The sequence below is a fragment of the Pseudomonas mangiferae genome, assembly GCF_007109405.1.
GTDB classification, from domain to species: Bacteria; Pseudomonadota; Gammaproteobacteria; order Pseudomonadales; family Pseudomonadaceae; genus Pseudomonas_T; species Pseudomonas_T mangiferae.
In genome coordinates, this window is record NZ_VJOY01000010.1 from 20,844 (window position 1) to 38,863 (window position 18,020).

Annotated in this window: 12 protein-coding genes; 4 read left to right on the plus strand and 8 right to left on the minus strand. The window is 71.3% G+C overall.

Going from position 1 to position 18,020, the window contains the following annotated elements; genetic code table 11:
* Positions 1 to 128 precede the first annotated feature (128 nt).
* Both pbpC and FM069_RS14385 read right to left on the minus strand, forming a co-directional pair.
* Positions 129 to 2,468 carry a peptidoglycan glycosyltransferase PbpC gene (pbpC, locus tag FM069_RS14380; protein ID WP_143489057.1) on the minus strand — a complete coding sequence of 780 codons (2,340 nt, stop codon included), beginning with the start codon at positions 2,466 to 2,468 and terminating at the stop codon, positions 129 to 131.
* A gap of 31 nt (positions 2,469 to 2,499) precedes the next feature.
* Positions 2,500 to 7,416: an alpha-2-macroglobulin family protein gene (locus FM069_RS14385; RefSeq protein WP_143489058.1), complete on the minus strand. Its 4,917-nt coding sequence runs from the start codon at positions 7,414 to 7,416 to the stop codon at positions 2,500 to 2,502.
* Between the two features lie 167 nt (positions 7,417 to 7,583).
* On the opposite strand from FM069_RS14385, the gene FM069_RS14390 reads away from it, so the two are divergent.
* Positions 7,584 to 8,924 carry an MATE family efflux transporter gene (locus tag FM069_RS14390; protein ID WP_143489059.1) on the plus strand — a complete coding sequence of 447 codons (1,341 nt, stop codon included), beginning with the start codon at positions 7,584 to 7,586 and terminating at the stop codon, positions 8,922 to 8,924.
* A 212-nt stretch (positions 8,925 to 9,136) separates the two neighbouring features.
* Here the strand turns inward: FM069_RS14390 and FM069_RS14395 are convergent, their stop codons facing one another.
* Positions 9,137 to 10,489: a CoA transferase gene (locus tag FM069_RS14395; protein WP_143489060.1), complete on the minus strand. Its 1,353-nt coding sequence runs from the start codon at positions 10,487 to 10,489 to the stop codon at positions 9,137 to 9,139.
* Between the two features lie 77 nt (positions 10,490 to 10,566).
* Here FM069_RS14395 and FM069_RS14400 point away from each other — a divergent pair, with 77 nt between their 5' ends.
* Together FM069_RS14400 and FM069_RS14405 are read left to right on the plus strand one after the other, a co-directional pair.
* Entirely contained in the window at positions 10,567 to 11,022 is a 456-nt protein-coding gene (locus FM069_RS14400; RefSeq protein WP_143489061.1) for a DUF2214 family protein, read from the plus strand.
* Positions 11,022 to 11,576, plus strand: coding sequence for a DUF2799 domain-containing protein (locus FM069_RS14405; protein ID WP_143489062.1), 555 nt, complete (start codon positions 11,022 to 11,024; stop codon positions 11,574 to 11,576). Before FM069_RS14400 ends, FM069_RS14405 begins: the two co-directional genes overlap by 1 nt.
* On the opposite strand, the gene FM069_RS14410 is transcribed toward FM069_RS14405, so the two are convergent.
* Entirely contained in the window at positions 11,570 to 12,001 is a 432-nt protein-coding gene (locus FM069_RS14410; RefSeq protein WP_143489063.1) for a carboxymuconolactone decarboxylase family protein, read from the minus strand. The two genes, FM069_RS14405 and FM069_RS14410, sit on opposite strands and share 7 nt — an antisense overlap.
* 87 nt (positions 12,002 to 12,088) lie before the next feature.
* Here FM069_RS14410 and pdxR point away from each other — a divergent pair, with 87 nt between their 5' ends.
* Positions 12,089 to 13,519: a MocR-like pyridoxine biosynthesis transcription factor PdxR gene (gene pdxR, locus FM069_RS14415; protein ID WP_143489064.1), complete on the plus strand. Its 1,431-nt coding sequence runs from the start codon at positions 12,089 to 12,091 to the stop codon at positions 13,517 to 13,519.
* A gap of 99 nt (positions 13,520 to 13,618) precedes the next feature.
* Here pdxR and speA read toward each other — a convergent pair whose 3' ends face one another.
* The 4 genes from speA to FM069_RS14435 form a co-directional block, all read right to left on the minus strand.
* Positions 13,619 to 15,532 (minus strand): arginine decarboxylase, encoded by a 1,914-nt coding sequence (gene speA / locus FM069_RS14420; RefSeq protein ID WP_143489065.1) that lies wholly within the window; start codon positions 15,530 to 15,532, stop codon positions 13,619 to 13,621.
* Positions 15,533 to 15,660: 128 nt separating this feature from the next.
* Complete coding sequence (locus tag FM069_RS14425) at positions 15,661 to 16,032, minus strand: translation initiation factor Sui1 (protein ID WP_143489066.1); 372 nt, start codon at positions 16,030 to 16,032, stop codon at positions 15,661 to 15,663.
* Between the two features lie 189 nt (positions 16,033 to 16,221).
* On the minus strand, positions 16,222 to 16,761 hold the full coding sequence (locus FM069_RS14430; RefSeq protein ID WP_143489067.1) for an NUDIX hydrolase: 540 nt from the start codon (positions 16,759 to 16,761) through the stop codon (positions 16,222 to 16,224).
* 3 nt (positions 16,762 to 16,764) lie between these two features.
* A complete protein-coding gene (locus tag FM069_RS14435; RefSeq protein WP_143489068.1) occupies positions 16,765 to 17,832 on the minus strand; it encodes a DUF2333 family protein in 1,068 nt (355 codons plus the stop codon).
* Between the last annotated feature and the right edge of the window lie 188 nt (positions 17,833 to 18,020).

Here is an 18,020-nt window from a genome sequence, read left to right on the forward strand (position 1 = left end):
GGCCCCCGGCTTGGGCTTCGACCGGACGCCCGCGGGCGGGTTCGACCCCGCCGCCGGTGGCGCGGAACTCTTCCAGTTAAGTCCAAGACCGCCGAAGGCGCCTGCCGCGGGGTGCGCGGCGGGCGGTTTCAGCGGCCCACCTGGAATTCCACGCGGGCCGTCTGGCCCGCCTCGTCCAGCACGCTGAGCTGGTGCCGGCCGGGCTCCTTCAGCTCCAGGTTGAAGCTGTCGTCCACGGCGCTCTCGCCGATCGGCGCGCCGTCCAGGAACCACCAGTGGCGCCCGCTGCCGCCCAGGGCGCCGAGCTTCAGCCGCAGCGGGTCGGCGCTGCCGGCCGGCTGGCTGAGGCGGTCGTTGGGCCGCACGCCGACGATGGACAGCGGCGCGGCCAGCGCTGGCTGGCTCGGCGGGCAGGCCGGGTCGCTGGCCGGCAAGCGCGCGCTGCGCCGCTCACGACGGGGCAGCCAGGGTTCCAGGGGCGCCGGCCAGAGCACCAGCTCGTGGGGCCGGGCGCCGGCGCAGGTCGGGTCGACCCGCAACCCGGCGGCGTTCAGCCAGACGGTCTGGCGCAGCCCCAGGCCGAGGGGCTGGTCGGCGGCCTGCAGGGTCGGCGGGGTGGTGCCGTCCAGGGTCCAGGCGAAGCGCTGGCGGCGGCAGTTGGCATCGTCCCGGGCCAGCGGCTGGCCCAGCGGCCAGCAGATCGCCGCGACGCCCACCGAGGCCGGCTGCGGGTCGTCGGGAATCCGCGCGCCACGCTGGGCGTCGCGGTTCACCAGCAGGTCGTGGACCTGCAGCAGCAGCGGCGCCGCCGAGGCCAGGCCGAACTGGCCCGGCACCGGGGTGCCATCGGGCCGGCCGATCCACACGCCGACCAGGTAGCGCGGGCCGATACCGATGGCCCAGGCATCGCGGAAGCCGTAGCTGGTGCCGGTCTTCCAGGCCAGTTGCGGGCGCTGCACCAGCCGCGCCCGCGGGTCGCGGTCCGGCCGCGCCTGGCCGGCGAGGATGCGCCGGACGATCCAGGCCGCGCCGGGGGACAGCAGGCGCCGCTCCAGGAGCGGGTCCTGGGGCTGCAGGCGCAGGCGCGCGGCGCGGCCTTCGCGGGCGAAGGCGCTGTAGCCGGACACCAGGTCCTGCAGGCGGGTGCCGGCGCCGCCGAGGATCAGCGCCAGGTTCGGCTCGGCCAGGGGAGGCAGGCTCAGGGGCAGCCCGGCGTTGCGCAACTCGCCGGCGAAGCGCTTCGGGCCGAAGGCCTCCAGCAACTGCACCGCCGGCAGGTTGAGGGAGGTGGCCAGGGCCTCGCTGGCGGACACCGGGCCGCTGAAGCCGGAGGAGAAATTGCCGGGCCGGTAGTCGCCATAGCGCCGCGGCACGTCCTGCAGCAGCGATTCGGAGTGGATCAGCCCGGCGTCCAGGGCCATGCCGTAGAGGAACGGCTTGAGGGTCGAGCCGGGCGAGCGCAGCGCCTGGACCATGTCCACGTGGCCGAAGCGGCGCTCGTCGTCCAGGTCCACCGAGCCCAGGTAGGCGCGCACCGCCATGCGCTCGTGCTCCACCACCAGGATCGCCGCCGAGGTGCGCTCCGGCAGGCGGCCGCGCCAGCCCAGCAGCAGGTCCTCCAGGCGCCGCTGCAGGGTCGCGTCGAGGGTAGTGCGGATCAGCGGCGGGCTGCCGGCACCGTTCAGCCGCCGCGCCAGCAACGGCGCCAGGCGCGGCTCGCGGCGCGGCGCCAGGAGCACCGGCTCCTCCAGCGCCTCGTCCACCGCCGCCCGGGGCCAGGTCTCGAATTCCGCCAGGCGCCGCAGCACCTTGTCCCGGGCCGCCTGGGCACGTTCCGGGTAGCGGTCCGGGCGCAGCCGGCTGGGCGCCTGGGGCAGCACCGCCAGCAGCGCGGCGTCGGCACGGGTCAACTGGGCCGGCGACTTGCCCAGGTAGGCCCAGCTGGCCGCGGCGACCCCTTGCAGGGTGCCGCCGAATGGCGCCCGGTTGAGGTAGAGGGTGAGGATTTGCTCTTTGGACAGGTGCCACTCCAGCTGCAGCGTGCGCCACAGCTGGCGCAGCTTGCCCGGCAGGGTGCGCGCATGAGGGTCCAGCAGCCGCGCCACCTGCATCGACAGGGTACTGCCGCCGGACAGCACGCGGCCCCCGGTGAGGTTCTGCCAGGCGGCCCGCAGCAGCGCCACCGGGTTCACCCCGGGGTGGCGGTAGAACCAGCGGTCCTCGTAGGTCAGCAGGGCGTCGAGGTAGTAGGGGGAAACATCCCCCACCGCCACCGGGTAGCGCCACACCCCGTTGGCATCGGCGAAGCGCCAGAGCGGCGTGCCGTCCTCCGCCAGCACCACCCGCGCCAGGTCGTCGCCGGGCATCGGCAGCGGGAACAGCCGGTCGGCCGCCACCAGCAGCAGGACCGCCAGCAGCGGCAGGCACAGCCAGGGCCGGCGCAGGAGGCGCCAGACCCGTCGTGCCATCACCGCTGCCGCGGTGCGCTCGCGGGTCGACTCAATGGCCGTTCACCACCAGCTCGTCCGCCGCGGCGCCCACGGCGCGCCAGGTGGGCCGGTACATGGATTCCACCTGGGGCGGCGGCACCCGGTAAGTCCCCGGCGTCACCGCCCGGGCCAGGTACAGCAGGTGCCGGGTTTCGTAGCCGCTCACATCCACCGCCGCGACATAGCGGTCGTCGCGGAATTCCTGGTGCTTCAGCGGGCTTTCCTGCATGGATTCCGCCCACTTTTTCACCTCGCCGCCGGCGTCCTGCAGGCTGGCGGAGCTCTGCGCCAGGTTCTGGTTCTCCAGCTCCAGGCCGGCGGGGAGCATGTCCACCACCAGGGCGTCGGGGACCCGCTCCTTGGCCTTGACCGCCAGGTGCACCAGCACCAGTTGGCCGCTTTCCAGCTGGCTCAGGTTCAGCGCGCGGCCGTCGGTGCCCAGGTACTGGCGCTCGATGCTGAGGTTATCGCCACCGGGCGCCGGCGCCTTGCGCGGGTAGCCGGACAGGGTCAGGCGCTGGTAGAGCGGCGCCTCGGAGGTGCTGCGCAGGCTCAGCGGGTCGGCCAGCAGCGGCCCGTCCAGCTTCAGGCCCGGCTGGGCGTCGCTCAGCTCGCGCTGCTGATCACCCGCGGTCAGGGTCACGTTCCAGCTCTTCTCCGGCTTGCCCAGCAGGCCGCGGCCGGCGAGGAACAGGGCATTGCGCTCCTGGGTGGACAGCCAGTCGCGCACGCCGAGGGTCTCCGACAGATCGAACAGGCGCTGCTCGCGCACGTCCGCCGCCAGGTCGTTCTCCTCCAGCAACGAGAGGATCAGCGCCTGGTCGCGCACCGGGCTGCCGTAGTCGTGGTACCACTCGTTGTCGGTCCGCTTCACCGCCAGGCCGGCCTGCAAGGCCTGCTCGGCACGCGGGCCGTCGCCCATCTGCTTCAACGCCACCGCCAGCTGCACCAAAGGCAGGCCGGAGCGCGAGTCGGCGCGACGGTCGAACAGCGCGCGCAGGTTGCCCAGAGGCGCCTGCTGACTGCGGGCCAGCACGTAGCCGGCGTAGGCCTGCACGGCGAAGCGGCTGTATTCGGTGTTGTAGCTGTAGTCCATCTCGATCAGCGACGGGTCCTGCAGGTAGCGCAGCAGGCGCTCGTTGGCCTTCTTCAGCGGCTCTGGCGGGATGGCGAAGCCCTGCTCGCGGGCGCGCAGCAGGAAGTCGGTGACGTAGGCGGTCAGCCAGTACTCCTCTTCGCTGTCGGCGCTCCACAGGCCGAAGCTGCCGTTGTAGCGCTGCATGCCCAGCAGGCGCTCGATGCCCAGCTCGATGGACTTGCGCCGCTGCTCGTCCGCCTCGCCCTGCAGGCCGAGGCGCTGCAGGGTGGCGGCGTCGGCGTACAGCGACGGATAGAGGCCGCTGGTGGTCTGCTCCAGGCAGCCATAGGGGTAGGCCTTGAGGGCGCGGACCTGCTCGCCGAGGTTCAGCGGCGGCCGGCTGGACAGCGCCAGCATGGCTTCCAGGCCCGACGGGTCGTACTGGGCCAGGGTGCCGGCCGGTAGGGTCCACGCTTCGCCCTTGAGCACCGCGCGGAACTGCTCGGTCTGCGCCGGGTAGGCCGGGCGGGTGCCCAGGGCCCAGCTGCGAGCGAACGGCGGCAGGGTCTCGCCGGGAATGTCCAGGCCTTGCACGTCCAGGGTCACTCGGGCCTGCTCGAAGCCGGACCCGGTGGCACGCACCGGAATCTTCAGGGTGGTGCGCTGGCCCTCCGCCAGTGTCAGCGACTGGCTGTCCACCTGCTCCAGGGCCAGCGGGCCTTCCACGCCCAGGTGCACGGCGAGGGTCTGGGGCGAGCCGGACAGGTTGGTCAGGTCCAGCGCCAGCTGCGAGCGGTCGCCGCCGGCGAGGAAGCGCGGCGCCGACAGCTCGGCCACCAGGGGCGCGGCCACCACGGTCTTGGCTTCCGCCATGCCGTAGCGCTCGTCGGTCCAGGCCTGGGCCATCAGCCGCAGTTCGCCGTTGAAGTCGGGGATGTCCACGCTGACCTCGCCTTCGCCCTGCTCGTCCAGGGTCACGGGCTGTGCCTGGCGGGCGACGATGGTCACGCTGGTCTGGGGCCGCTTGCCGCCCCCCGCCAGGGCGGCGTCACCGCCGTAGGCCAGGCTGGCCAGGCGGCCGCCGCCCTCGATCAGTTGGCCGTAGACGTCGTACTGGTCGGCGCCGTAGGCCTTGCGGCCGAACAGCGTGGCGAACGGATCGGGGGTCGGGTAACGGGTAATGTTGAGGATGCCCACGTCCACCGCGGCCACCAGCACGTGGGCGCTGCGGGCCGGGCTGCCGTCGGCGTTGCGGGCGTGCACCTTGACCGTCAGCGGCTGGTTGGGGCGCATTTTCGCCGGCGCCTCCAGGTCCACCGCCAGCTTGCGCGGCGCGCGGTCCAGGGGCAGGTGCAGCAGGCCCACGGCGCGCTTGGGCGTGACGTTGGCCTTGCGCTCGCCGGGGCGGATCACCAGGGCGCTGACGTAGAGGTCATGGCGCTGCCAGTCATCGGCCAGGGGGATGTCGAAGGTCTTGCCCTCGGCGGGCACGTCGACGGCTTGCCACCAGAGCGGGCCGTCGGCGGATTCCACCAGCAGGTAGCCGCTGCCGGCCGCCGGCGGGGTCACGGTGACGTGGGCGGTGTCGCCCTGGCCGTAGGCCGGCTTGTCCAGGGCCAGCTTGACCTGGTCGGGGCGCACGGCGCCGCCCTCGGCGTTGTCCTGCCAGCGGTAGCCGGCCCAGAAGCGCACGCTGCTGACCACCCCGGTCTCCGGGTCTTCCACTTCGACGCGGTACGGGCCCCACTCCACCGGGAAGCCGACCTTGGCGGTGCCGCCGGCGGCCACGCTGAGCTGCTGCTCGTCGAGGGTCAGGTATTTCTCGTTGTAGTGGTAGCTCCAGCCTTCGCCGTCGCCGAAGTTCCAGTAGTAGTCGCGGCGCTCACGCACCAGGCGCACCCGCAGGTTGTCCGCGGCCAGCTTGTTGCCCGCGGCGTCGGCCACCAGCAGCTCGAATTCGGCGCGCCCGTCGGCGTCGATTTCCTCGCCGTCGAACAGCGCGCGCAGGCCCGGCAGGCGCTCGGCCGGCCACACCGGCTGCACCAGGCGGCGGGTGATGGGACGGCCGCCCGACTCCTGCAGGCTGGCCTGGAGGATCAGTTTCAGCGGGGACTTGGCGTCGTGCCAGCGGCTCTCCACGTCCATCGCACCCTGGCCGTCGGCGTCCAGGGTGGTCTCGTCCAGTTCCAGGTCCTGGCTCAGTTCTTCCTCGGTGACCGAGCCGAACTGGTAGCCGGGCAGCGCGTCCACCGCTTCCCGCAGCGGGCGCACGTAGAGCTGGCCGCTGAGGCGGTTGCCCGAGGCCGGCGCCCCGTAGAGGTAGCGGCCTTCCACGGCGAAGTGGGCGTTCTCCTCCGGCCGCAGGGGCTGGTCATTGCCCTTGAGTTCCAGGGCCAGGCGCTCGGGGAGGAAGTCTTCCACGAGGAATTCGTAGACCTGGCGATCACCGCCGCCCAGGTCGAACAGCAGTTGCCAGCGCCCGGTGGGGGACTCCGCCGACAGCGGCAGGCTGTACTGGTAGAAGCCGCCCTCGCCCGCCTCCCAGACGAACTTGCGGCTGACCTGGTCGTCCGGGCGGCGCAGCTCGACGCTCACCGGCTGGGTGGATACGGGCCGGCCGTCCTCGTCCCGCAGCAGCGCGTTGAGCAGCACCGTCTCGCCCGGGCGGTAGAGGTCGCGGGGGCCGAAGACGAAGAACTGCAGGCGATGGCTGGCCGGGCCGGCGATGTCGAATTCGGCGAGGTCCAGGGCCGGGGTGGAGAGTTGCAGCAGGCTGGTCTGCTCGTTATGGCGCGCCAGCACCACGTCGGCCTTGTCGTGCAGGGTCAGTTGGGCGTGGCCGTCGGCGTCGGTCTTGCCGCTCTCCAGCAGCTCGCCGTCGCGGTTCAGCAGGCTCAGCTCGACGCCTTGCAGGGCCTTGCCGCCCTCCAGCGCCTGGGTGAACACGTCCAGGCGATCATCGTAGACGTGGGTGGAGAGGCCGATGTCGCTGAGGGTGAACAGGGTCGCCGGCAGGGAATAGTCGTACTGGCCGGAGGGGCGCATCACCGCCACGTAGACGCCGGGCTTCTTCAGCGGCTCGATGCCGCCGATGGGCAGCAGCAGGTTTTCCCGGGTGTTGCGCGCCGGCTTCAGGTCGAAGCGGCCGCCGTAGACCAGTTCGGCCATGGGCAGCAGTTGCTTGGATTCCCAGTAGTCCACGCTGGTGCGCTTGCCCCACTGGCTGAGGAACTTCGGCAGGGCGTCTTCCTTGATGCGGAAGAACTCCACCTCCACCTTGTCGACGTTCAGCGCGATCACCGGCAGGCCTTCGGCCAGGCGGGTGGGCAGCAGCGAGCCACGGCTGGCGAAGCCGACGCTGGCCTTCAGGTCGCGGGTCTGCACGCCGGTCATGCTGGGCTGGCCGAGGGTCGCGCCGTTCACCGCGCGCAGGGTGGGGTCGACGGTCAGGTTCAGCTGGCGGTTGGGCTCCAGGTGGCGCAGGTGCAGCTCGGTGAGGTTGTCCGACAGCTCCCAGGCCCCGTCCACGATGCCGCTCACGGTGTCGGTCAGGTGCAGCCGCTCGGCGAATTTCTGCTCCGGGTCCAGGGGCACCGAGAAGGTCACCGACAGCGCGCTGGCGCCGTCTAGCTGCACCTCGGAAACGTCCACCACCTTCAGCTCGCGCCCTTCGAAGCGCTTCGCCAGGGCCGCGGTGTCCACCGCCGGGCGTGGCCGCGCGTCTGGGGTCGTGGCGGCAGGGGCCTGCGCGGAAGCGGCCTGCTGCGAGGTGCTGGCGGGGGGCGTGGATGAATCGCAGGCGCTGAGCAGCGCAAATGCGAAGGCGAGGACCAGGCCTTTCTTCGACATTTCGGGGACTCCGGGAGGGCACGGGGTGGGCGGTGGTGGCCACTATACCGATGGCCGCCGGGCGCGACGAGGGCGGCCGGATGCGAACATGCGCCACCGCACACTCCGTGCCGCGCGTCGCGCCCTGGGCAGCCGGCCGTATACTGCGCGCCCCAAAAGGAGACCCCATGAACCCGCTCCACGACGCCTGGCGCGACACCGCCACCCACCGCCGGGTCTGGGCCCTGGCCGGGCCGATGATCCTCTCCAACCTGTCGGTGCCCCTGGTGACCCTGGTGGACAGCGCGGTGGTCGGCCACCTGCCCCACGCCCACCAGCTGGCGGCCGTGGCGGTGGGCAGCACGCTGTACGTGATGCTGGTGGCCAGCCTCGGTTTCCTGCGCATGGGCAGCACCGGCTTCGCCGCCCAGGCCGCCGGACGTGCCGACGGCGGCGCCCTGCGCCGGGTGCTGGCCCAGGGGCTGCTGCTGGCCCTGGGCCTGGCGCTGCTGCTGGGGCTGCTGGCGCTGCCCCTGAGCCGCTCGGCCCTGGCGCTGATGAATCCCTCGGCCGCTCTCGACGACCTCACCCGCACCTTCTTCCATACCCGCCTGCTGGGGTTGCCGGCGGCCCTGGCCAACTACGCCCTGGTGGGCTGGCTGCTGGGCACTCAGAACGCCCGCGGGCCCCTGGCGATCCTGCTCACCACCAACCTCTGCAACATCGTCCTGGCGGTGTGGTTCGTCCTCGGGCTGGACTGGGGCGTGGCCGGTGCCGCGCGGGCGGCGGTGATCGCCGAGTGGAGCGGTGCGGCCCTGGGCCTGTACCTGGCCCGGGGCGCCCTCGGCCGCTTTCCCGGCCGGCCGGACTGGCCGGCGCTGCGGCGTTGGGCCGCCTGGCGACCGCTGCTGACGGTGAACCGGGACATTTTCATCCGCTCCCTGGCGCTGCAGGCGGTGTTCTTCCTGATGACCGTGCAAGGCGCGCGCCTGGGGGATGCCACGGTCGCCGCCAACGCCCTGCTGCTCAACGGCCTGCTGCTGTGCGCCTATGCCCTGGATGGCCTGGCCCATGCCCTGGAGGCGCTCTGCGGCCACGCCATCGGCGCCGCCGACCGCCAGGCCCTGCGACGCACCCTGGTGGTGGCGGGCGGCTGGTCGCTGCTGGCGAGCCTCGTCTTCGCCGCGGCCTTCCTGCTGCGGGGCGACCTGCTGGTGGATTTGCAGAGCGACATCGCCGAGGTCCGCCAGGTGGCCTACCGCTACCTGCCCTACCTCGCCCTGTTGCCCCTGGTGGCGGTGTGGAGCTACCTGCTGGACGGGCTGTTCATCGGCGCCACCCGGGCCCGGGAAATGCGCGACGCCATGCTCGGTGCCCTGGCCGTGGCGCTGCCCCTGGGCTGGCTGCTGCAGGGGCTGGGCAACCACGGGCTATGGCTGGCGTTCCTGGCCTTCATGGCGGTACGCGGCGTTTGGCTGGGCGGCTTCGCCTGGCGCCTGGCCTGCCGCGACGGCTGGGTCGGCAGCTGAGGACTTCGATGGGCACCGCGGGGCTCGTCGGGCGCCCCGCTCCTCCCAAACGCGCCCTATGTACCGGGCCTAGGTTCTGTACGAAAAGTCGTCGAGCGAAGGTCAGGCAAGGCAAAAACAGGCGAAGAAGCGGAGTTTACGTGCTGTAAATGGGCATTCTGAGCCTGTTTTTAACGCAGCATCACCGAGCGCAGGCACTTTTCGTACAGAACCTAGCACCAGGCCGCCGGGTGGCTGCCCAGGGGGCAGGCCGGCAGCGACCAGTGCAGGGACCGATCGCCTACCCGCAGCGGCGAGGCCAGGCGCCTTGCCTCGCCCCAGGCGCCCCGCTCCACCGCCGGGTCCAGGTCGGCCTCGGTTTCCTCTGCCAGCGACACCGCCCCGGCGGGCGCCGATCGCTCCACCAGCAGGCGTGCGGTGCGCGCCAGGGACAGGCGTGCCGAGGCGCCCAGTCCGTCCTCCCGGCGCTTGGCCAAGGCGCGGATCGCCGCAGCGGCCATCAGGTAGCCGGTGGCGTGATCCAGCGCCTGCACCGGCAACGGGACCGGCTGCGCCGCCTGGCGCCAGGCCATGCCCGCCGCAGCGATACCGGTGCTCATCTGCACCAGGCTGTCGAAGCCGCGCCGGTTGCGCCACGGGCCGGTCCAGCCATAGGCGTTCAGGGCCACGTCGATCAGCCCGGGGGCCAGGGTCTGGCAGCGGGCTTCGTCGTAACCCAGGCGCTCCAGGGCATCGGCCCGGTAGCCGTGCAGCAGCAGGTCGGCCTGCCCCAGCAACGCCTCGAAGGTGGCACGGTCAGCGGTCTGCCGCAGGTCGAGCCGGGCGCAGCGCTTGCCCAGGGTGACGTCCGGCACCAGGCCCGGCTCATCCCAGCCCGGCGGGTCGATGCGCAGCACCTGGGCGCCCAGGCCGGCCAGGGTGCGGCTGGCCACCGGCCCGGCCAATACGCGGGTCAGGTCCAGCACCCGCAGGCCCGCCAGGGGCCGTTCCGGGGTGCCCGGCCAGGCGCGTCGCGGCCCTTCGCCGGTGGTCGTCCAGGCGATCAGCGGTTCATCCTGCAACGCGCGTCCCTGGGGCTGGGCACGCCAGGCCGCGGCGTCGCGCATGACCGCCGCGCAGCCGCCCGCCTCCACCACCGCCTGCTCCAGGGCCTCCACCGCCCAGCCCGCCACGTGCGCGGCCAGGGCCGGACGGTCCGCGCAAGCGCCCACGACCCGCTCGACGGCAGCCCGGTGGGCGGGCGCATTGGTGTGCAGGCGAATCCAGCCGTCGCGGCCCGGGTAATCGCCGGCCAGGGGGTCCCAGGATGGCGGCAACTGCCAGCCTTGGGGCCGGATCGAGCTGGCGAACCAGAACGAGGCCAGGCGGCGATCCACCGTGACCGCCGGCCGGGCATCGCCCTGGCGCTGCAGCAGGTCGGCCACGGCCAGGCCCACCGCCGTCACGCTCTCGGCGGCCAGGTCGGTCACGGCGAAAGCGGACGGCAGCGCGCCCTCGCCGGTCAGCAGCGGTGCCGGCCCGGCAGGCGGCAGGTCGAGCGCTTCTTCGATGGCGAACAGTGACATCGTTTATCCTCCTGGGGTCATTTCATCCTGGTCGCCGGACGCGTGCCCGCACCCCGACGACGGTCGAAGGAACCATCATGGCCCAAGCCCTCGCCGCTTACCTGCATTACCTGTCGATATTCATCCTGTTCGGCCTGCTGACGGTGGAGCATCGGCTGTTCCGCCTGCCTCTAGACCTGGACCGGGCCCGCAGCCTGCTGCGGATCGACATCGCCTACGGCCTGTGCGCTCTGGTGGTGCTGGGCAGCGGCGCGGCGCGGGCGTTGTGGTTCGCCAAGGGCCCCGCCTACTACCTGCACAACGGCGTATTCCACGCCAAGGTGGGGCTGTTCCTGCTGGTGCTGGTGCTGTCGATCCTGCCCACCCTCACCTACCTGAGCTGGCGCCAGGCGCTGCGCGCCGGCGAGATACCCGCGGTGACCCCGGGGCGCGGCCGGGCGGTGATCATGGCGATCCGCCTGGAGCTGCTGCTGCTGATGATCATGCCGCTGCTGGCCACCCTGATGGCCCGCGGCTACGGTATCGGCGCCTGATGGGCCGCCTGCCGCGCACCGGCCTCGCGCTGCTGGGCGCCGGCCTGCTCGCCGGCCTCGGCGGCTGCGCCAGCATGAGCCCCGAGCAGTGCCGCTCGGCGGACTGGCACGCGGTGGGCTACCGGGACGGCGCCAACGGCGTCGGCCGCGGCCGGCTCGACGCCTACGCCGAAGACTGCGCCAAAGTGGGCGTGCGCCCCGACCGTGGCGCCTACCTGGCCGGCTGGAACACCGGCATTCCCACCTTCTGCACCGCCGAGCGTGGCTGGCGTATGGGCCTGGACGGCTACGACTCGCTCTACGTGTGCCTCGGCCAGCCCGGCGAGCGGGCATTCTTTCGCGCCCAGGAAGCCGGCCTGCGGCTCTATGGCCTGCGCCGCGAGCTGCGCGACACCGAGGACGAGATAGACCGCCTCGAAGAACGCCTCCACGACGAGCAGGACAGCGACCGCCGCGACCGCTGGCGCAGCCGTCTGCGGGAAGAGCGCCGGGTCCGCGAGCGCTTGCGCGACCGGCTGCTGGAGGAATCCCTGATGCCGGTCGACCGTTACTGACGCATCCCCACCGCCAGCCGGTTGAAGGCGTTCATCAACGCTATAGCGATGCTCAGGTCGGCGATCTCCGCCGGGCTGAAGTGGGCCTCCAGGGGCTGGTAGACGGCGTCCGGGGCCTGGGTCTCGGCGATGTGGGTGAGGGACTCGGCCCAGTCCAGGGCGGCCCGCTCACGCGCGTTGAAACGGTGGCTGACCCGCCAGCCGGCCAGGGCATCCAGGCGTACCGGGTCCTCGCCCCGCTGGCGCAAGGCCCGGGTGTGCAGTTCCAGGCAGTAGGCGCAGCCGTTGATCTGGGACACGCGCAGGTAGACCAGTTCCACCAGCGCGGCGTCGAGGCTGCTGCGTGCCAGGGCGTTCTTCGTCGCCAGCAGGCCGTGGTAGGCATCGGGGGATAGCTCGGAATAGGGCTGGCGCAACGGGCTCATGGCAAGGCTCCGATCGAGGAAAGACGCTCACTCTAGGCGAGCCATGGCATAGTCGGCAAAGCCAAGATCGAGAGAAACACCTGGACCATGCCGTTCCCCTTCGATTCGTCCCTGCCTGCCGCCGGCGCCGGAGGGCCGCTGTACCGTCAGCTCTACCAGCGTTTTCGCGATGCGATTGCCCAGGGTCGGCTGCGTCCGGGCGACCGGGTGCCGGCGGTGCGCACCCTGGCGAGCGAACTGGGGGTGGCCCGGGGCACGGTGGATGCCGCCTACCAGTTGCTCATCGGCGAAGGCTACCTGCTGCCCCGCGGACCCGCCGGCACCGTGGTGTCGCCCCGGTTGTCGCTACCGCCGCCAGGCCCGGCGCCGTCCGCCGCTCGTGACTCCTCCCCTGACGCAGGTGGGACGCCGCCATCGCCGCGGCCCTTTCAGCTGGGCCTGCCGGCCCTGGATGCCTTTCCCCGGGCGCTCTGGAGCCGCCTCGCCGCGCGCCGGCTGCGCGGGCTCGACCCGGCCGCCCTGGGCTACCCCGACCCGGCGGGGCACGGCCCTCTGCGGGTGGCCATCGCCACTTACCTGGGGATCGCCCGGGGCATTCCCTGCGACCCGGCGCAGGTGTTCGTCACCGCCGGCTACCCGGGCGCCCTCGACCTGATCTGCCGCGCCCTGCTGCAACCCGGCGACGCCTGCTGGTACGAGGACCCTGGCTACCCCTTCGCCCGAGCGCAGCTGGCGGCAGCAGGGGCGCGGCTGGTGCCGTTACCGGTGGATGGCGAAGGGCTGCGGGTCGAGGTCGGCCTCGACCGGGCACCGCGGGCGCGCTTCGCGGTGGTTACCCCGACCCACCAGAGCCCCCTGGGCGTGTCCCTGTCCCTGGCGCGGCGCCTGGCCCTGCTGGACTGGGCCAGGACCGCCGAGGCCTGGATCGTCGAGGACGACTACGACAGTGAATACCGCTACACCGGCCGTCCGCTGCCGGCCCTGAAGAGCCTCGACCGCCATGACCGGGTGCTCTACACCGGCACCTTCAGCAAGGTGCTGTACCCCGGCCTGCGCCTGGCCTACCTGGTGGTGCCGCCCGACGAAATCGCGCGTTTCCGCCGTTGCGCCCGGCTGTTCCACGGCGGCAGCCCGGCGCTGCTGCAGGCGGTGGTCGGCGACTTCCTCGGCGAAGGCCATTTCGCCCGCCACCTCAAGCGCATGCGCGGGCTCTACGGGCAGCGCCGGGCCTACCTGACCCAAGCCCTGGCGGCGCGTTTCGGTGAGGACCTGACGGTGAACCGCCAGGCCGGCGGCATGCATCTGCTGGCGCGGCTGCGGAAGGGGGTCGACGACGGCTGGCTGGCGGACCGTGCCAATGCCGCCGGACTGGCGGTGCAGGCGCTGTCCTGCTGGACCCTGGAGGCGCCGGCGGCGCCCGGGCTGCTGATGGGTTTCACCAACCTCGCCAGCGCGGAACAGGCCGAGGCCCTCGTGGAGCGCCTGCACGAGGCCCTGGGCAGCGAACTCGGGCGCTAGGCACCCGCCCGCCTTGGAGGGCGAACGGGAACGGTCAGCAAGAAAGGGGAGAAATACCCCCGCGGCGACGGGCTGGGCCACGTCGCCGCGGGCGAACCCTCACGGCGAAAGGTAAGACGAGCGGGTCAGGCCCAGGCGCAGGGCGTCGACGTAGCGCACGCGCTCCTCGGCACTGAGGTCGGCACCGGCCACCTTGTCCTGGTACATGCTCATCAGCTCCTCGGGGGAAAGGTGCACGTAGCGCAGCATGTCCTCGATGGTGTCGTGGGTCTCGATCCCCGCGTGGTACACGCTGCCGTCGTCACGCTGGTAGATGTTCACCGAGTCGGTATCGCCGAACAGGTTATGCATGTCGCCGAGGATTTCCTGGTAGGCGCCCACCAGGAACATGCCCAGCAGGTAGTCCTCGCCGGGGCGCACCTCGTGCACCGGCATGCTGGTCTCGATGCTTTGCTCGTCCACGTACTGCTTGATCTTGCCGTCGGAGTCGCAGGTGAGATCCTGCAGCACGGCGCGGCGCAGCGGCTCTTCCTGCAGGCGCTGGATCGGCATGATCGGCAGGATCTGGTCGATGGCCCAGGTGTCCGGCAGGCTCTGGAACACCGAGAAGTTGCAGATGTACTTGTCCGCCAGCTTGTCGTTGAGTTCGTCCAGCACCTGGCGATGGGAACGCTGGCGCGCCTTGAGCTGGTCGTGCAGGCGCCGGCAGATGGCGAAGTAGCACTGCTCGGCCAGGGCCTTCTGCGGCAGGTTGAGCTTGCCGGCGGAATACTGGGCCGACACCTCGTCGATGTAGTGGGTGGCGCGCCAGTAGGTCTCCGCCACCATCTCCGGGTCGTTGGGGCCCAGCAGGTCCAGCAGCACTTGCAGGGATTCCGGCTGCTCGGCGCCGGGTTCCACCAGCGGGTCGTCGTCGTTGCGCCGCTCCACGTCGGTCACCTGCACCACCAGCACCGCGTGGTGGGCGGTCATGGCCCGGCCACTTTCGGAGAAAATGTGCGGATGCGGCAGGTCCTGGCGGTCGCAGAACTCCTTGAGCATGTCCACCACCGTGGCGGCGTAGTCGTCCATGTCGTAGTTGATGGAGCTGGCGTTGCGCGAGTGGGTACCGTCGTAGTCGACCCCCAGGCCGCCGCCCACGTCCACGTGGTCCACCGGCAGGCCCAGGGCGCGCAGCTCGCCGTAGTAGCGGATGGCCTCGCGGAAGCCCTTGCGGTAGTCGGCGATGTTGGCGATCTGCGAGCCCATGTGGAAGTGCAGCAGGCGGATGCCCTGGCCGAGGCCGGCGTCGCGGAAGTGCTCCACCACCGACAGCAACTGCGCCGCCGACAGGCCGAACTTGGATTTTTCGCCGCCGGTGTCGGCCCACTTGCTGGACGCCAGGGACGACAGGCGCACCCGCAGGCCCACCTGGGGCACCACGCCCAGGGCCGCGGCCTCGTCGATCACCAGGGGTACTTCGGATTCCTTCTCGATCACGATGAACACGTTGTGGCCGAGCTTCAGGCCCATCAGCGCCAGGCGGATGAACTCGCGGTCCTTGTAGCCGTTGCAGACGATGGTGCCGCCCTTGGGCGCCATGGCCAGCACCGCCAGCAGCTCGGGCTTGGAGCCGGCCTCGAGGCCGATGGCCACGTTCTGGGTGGCGATGATGTTCTCCACCACCGCTTCCTGCTGGTTGACCTTGATCGGGTAGAGCGCGGTGTAGCGGTTCTGGTAGCCGAGCCGCTCGATGTTGGCGTCGAAGGCGCCGGTCAGCTGGCGCACGCGGTCCTGGAGGATGTCCGGGAAGCGCACCAGCAACGGCAGCGACAGGCCGCTCTGGCGCAGCTCGTCCACCTGGGCGAGCAGGTCGACGGGCTGGCTGGCGTTGCGGTTCGGACGCACTTCCACGCGGCCGGCGTCGTTGATCGCGAAATAGCCGGCGCCCCAATGGCGGATGCCATAGACGCTGCGGCTGTCGGCCACTGTCCAGTTGCTGCCATCGTCTTTGCGCGTGCGTCGTGCGGACATTCGGTTCCCCCATGGGCGGTGAAGGGCGGCGCCCCGCCGAGCGCATCGGGCGGGTCGCAGCGGTAGGTTCGGGTAGTGGACGTTGTGGGGTGTTGACCGCGCCGCGGCGCGGATAGTTTAGCGGCGGGTCAGCCGCCGGACTTGCGGGCGGTGAAGCCGCGCTTGACGAGCTCGGCCAGGAGCAACTCGACGTGCTCGCCCTGGATCTCGATGACCCCGTCCTTGAGGGCACCGCCCGTCCCGCAGCGGCGCTTGAGGTCGGATGCCAGGGCCTTGAGTTCGCTTTCCGGCAGCGGCACGCCACTGACGGTGGTCACCGTCTTGCCGCCGCGCCCCTTGGTCTCGCGGCGTACGCGGGCGATGCCATCGCCGGCGGGCAGGGCATTGCGAGAGCAGGTACAGGCGTCCATCGGCTGCCCGCAGTCGGGGCAATGCCGGCCACCATCGGTGGAGTACACCAGGCCGCCGAGGGCGGACAGGGAAGCGGCTTTCTTGACCACCGGGGTTCCTCGTAGGGGTCAGGATAGCGACTGGCCGGCAGAGCCGACCGCGAGGCCCCACTCTGGCAGGGGCAGCGCATCCGGGCGGAGGGCCCGGGTTCGAAGGCGGCGCAGTGTACCGGCAAAGTCGGCGCTTGCTAAGCCGGTAATCACCGGAAATGCGATCGCCTGCCTAGCGCGGTTTCCCGCTCACGGCAGCGAGGCCAGGTACAGCTGCAGCGCCTGCAGCGAATCGGGGCAGAACGGCTCCCGGGCGATCTTCTCGTGTACCGCCTCCAGGGGCAGGAAGCAGGCCTCGGCCACTTCCTCCGGCTGCAGCCGCAGAGGGCCGTCGAACACGGTGGAATACACCGCGCACCACAGCCGGTTGCCGGGCTCGCTGAAGAAGAAGCGGCCGTGCTTGTTCAGCTCGATGCCGGTGACGCCCAGTTCTTCCTCCAGCTCGCGGTGGGCGGAGTCCAGGTAGGTCTCCCCCATCAGCACCATGCCGCCCGCGGCCACGTCCCAGTAGCCCGGGTAGATCGCCTTGCTCAGGGTGCGCCGGTGCACGCACAGCTCGCCTTGGCCGTTGAGCAGCAGCACGAAGGTGCCGCGCCCGATCAGCCCGCGGCTGCGCAGCTGCTCCCGCGGCAGGCCGCCGAGGGAGTGATCCTGCTCGTCGACCCAGGCGATCATCTCGCTGTCCGAGGCGGCGCGGTGCGCCACCTCCCGCGGGCTCCAGCCGTCCATCCGTCAGCCCTGCTCGAGCAGTTGGCGGAGATCAATGATCGCCGCGTTGGCCCGGGAGATGTAGTTGGCCATCACCAGGGAATGGTTGGCGAGGATGCCGTAGCCGCTGCCGTTGAGGACCATGGGGCTCCACATGGGCTCCTGGGCGGCCTCCAGCTCGCGGATGATCTGCCGCACGCTGATGGTGGCGTTCTTCTTGGCCAGCACGTCGGCGAAGTCCACCTCGATGGCGCGCAGCAGGTGGGAAAGCGCCCAGGCCTGGCCACGGGCCTCGTAGAAGACGTTGTCGATCTGCAGCCAGGGGGTTTCCACCACTTCCTCGCTGACCTTCGGCACCACGCCCGGCTTGACCTCGTCGGCCTTCACGTCGGTGTTCAGGCGCACCCGGCCGACGCTGGCGGAGAGCCGCTGGGACAGGGAACCAAGGCGGGTGGCGACGTCGCCCAGCCAGTTGTTGAGGTTGTCGGCGCGGGTGAAGAACTGCGCGCTGGGCGGCGTGGCGGAGAGCCGCGCCAGGTAGCGGTCCACCGACTTCACGCCTTCGCGGTACTCGGCCTCGGAGGCGGGCAGCGCCCAGCTCTTGTTGTCGAAGTTGAAGCGCGGCTCCGCCTTGGTCAGGTCCGGGTCCTCGGTGGACTGGGACTGGGAGCGGGCGAAATCCTTGCGCAGGGCGCGGGTCATGTCGCGGACCTGTACCAGCACGCCGTATTCCCAGCTGGGCATGTTGTCCAGCCACAGGCCGGGGGGCGCCAGGTCGTTGGACAGGTAGCCGCCCTTCTTGTCCAACAGGGTGGTGGCGATGCGCTTGAGGGTTTCGACGGTGGTGTAGCCTGTGACCATTTGCCGCTGGGTCCGCTGGGCGGCTTCCTGGGCGTTCTGCTGCACCGGGAAGGCCTCGGGCTCCTGGCTCCAGTACCAGCCGATCACCAGAGTGACCACGAGGTAGATCAGCAGGAGGATGCCGACGACGCGGACGAACAAAGTGCCGCGAGGCGCATGGCGGGCGCCGGTGGGGGCTCCGGGAGCCGCGCCCTCGGGGGCATCGCCGGTGCGGTTCTTCCAGTCCAGCATGGCAGGTTTCCTTTTTCGATCACGGTCTTGGTGGGGTTCGACCACAACCCGCGGCGAGGGTTGCCGTCACGCGCGGCACTATACGGAAAGCAGGTGGACTGGCGCGCCGCCCAGGCCTGAGCAAGACTGTGGAAATCGCGGGGGAAAACGCGAAAACGGTCGCAAAAATGACGGTTAACCGACGCCAT

Bases quoted from the DNA above. Each gene is read 5' to 3' on its own strand.
- pbpC (WP_143489057.1), bottom strand. From the start codon at position 2,468: ATGGCACGACGGGTCTGGCGCCTCCTGCGCCGGCCCTGGCTGTGCCTG.
- FM069_RS14385 (WP_143489058.1), bottom strand. From the start codon at position 7,416: ATGTCGAAGAAAGGCCTGGTCCTCGCCTTCGCATTTGCGCTGCTCAGC.
- FM069_RS14390 (WP_143489059.1), top strand. From the start codon at position 7,584: ATGAACCCGCTCCACGACGCCTGGCGCGACACCGCCACCCACCGCCGG.
- FM069_RS14395 (WP_143489060.1), bottom strand. From the start codon at position 10,489: ATGTCACTGTTCGCCATCGAAGAAGCGCTCGACCTGCCGCCTGCCGGG.
- FM069_RS14400 (WP_143489061.1), top strand. From the start codon at position 10,567: ATGGCCCAAGCCCTCGCCGCTTACCTGCATTACCTGTCGATATTCATC.
- FM069_RS14405 (WP_143489062.1), top strand. From the start codon at position 11,022: ATGGGCCGCCTGCCGCGCACCGGCCTCGCGCTGCTGGGCGCCGGCCTG.
- FM069_RS14410 (WP_143489063.1), bottom strand. From the start codon at position 12,001: ATGAGCCCGTTGCGCCAGCCCTATTCCGAGCTATCCCCCGATGCCTAC.
- pdxR (WP_143489064.1), top strand. From the start codon at position 12,089: ATGCCGTTCCCCTTCGATTCGTCCCTGCCTGCCGCCGGCGCCGGAGGG.
- speA (WP_143489065.1), bottom strand. From the start codon at position 15,532: ATGTCCGCACGACGCACGCGCAAAGACGATGGCAGCAACTGGACAGTG.
- FM069_RS14430 (WP_143489067.1), bottom strand. From the start codon at position 16,761: ATGGACGGCTGGAGCCCGCGGGAGGTGGCGCACCGCGCCGCCTCGGAC.
- FM069_RS14435 (WP_143489068.1), bottom strand. From the start codon at position 17,832: ATGCTGGACTGGAAGAACCGCACCGGCGATGCCCCCGAGGGCGCGGCT.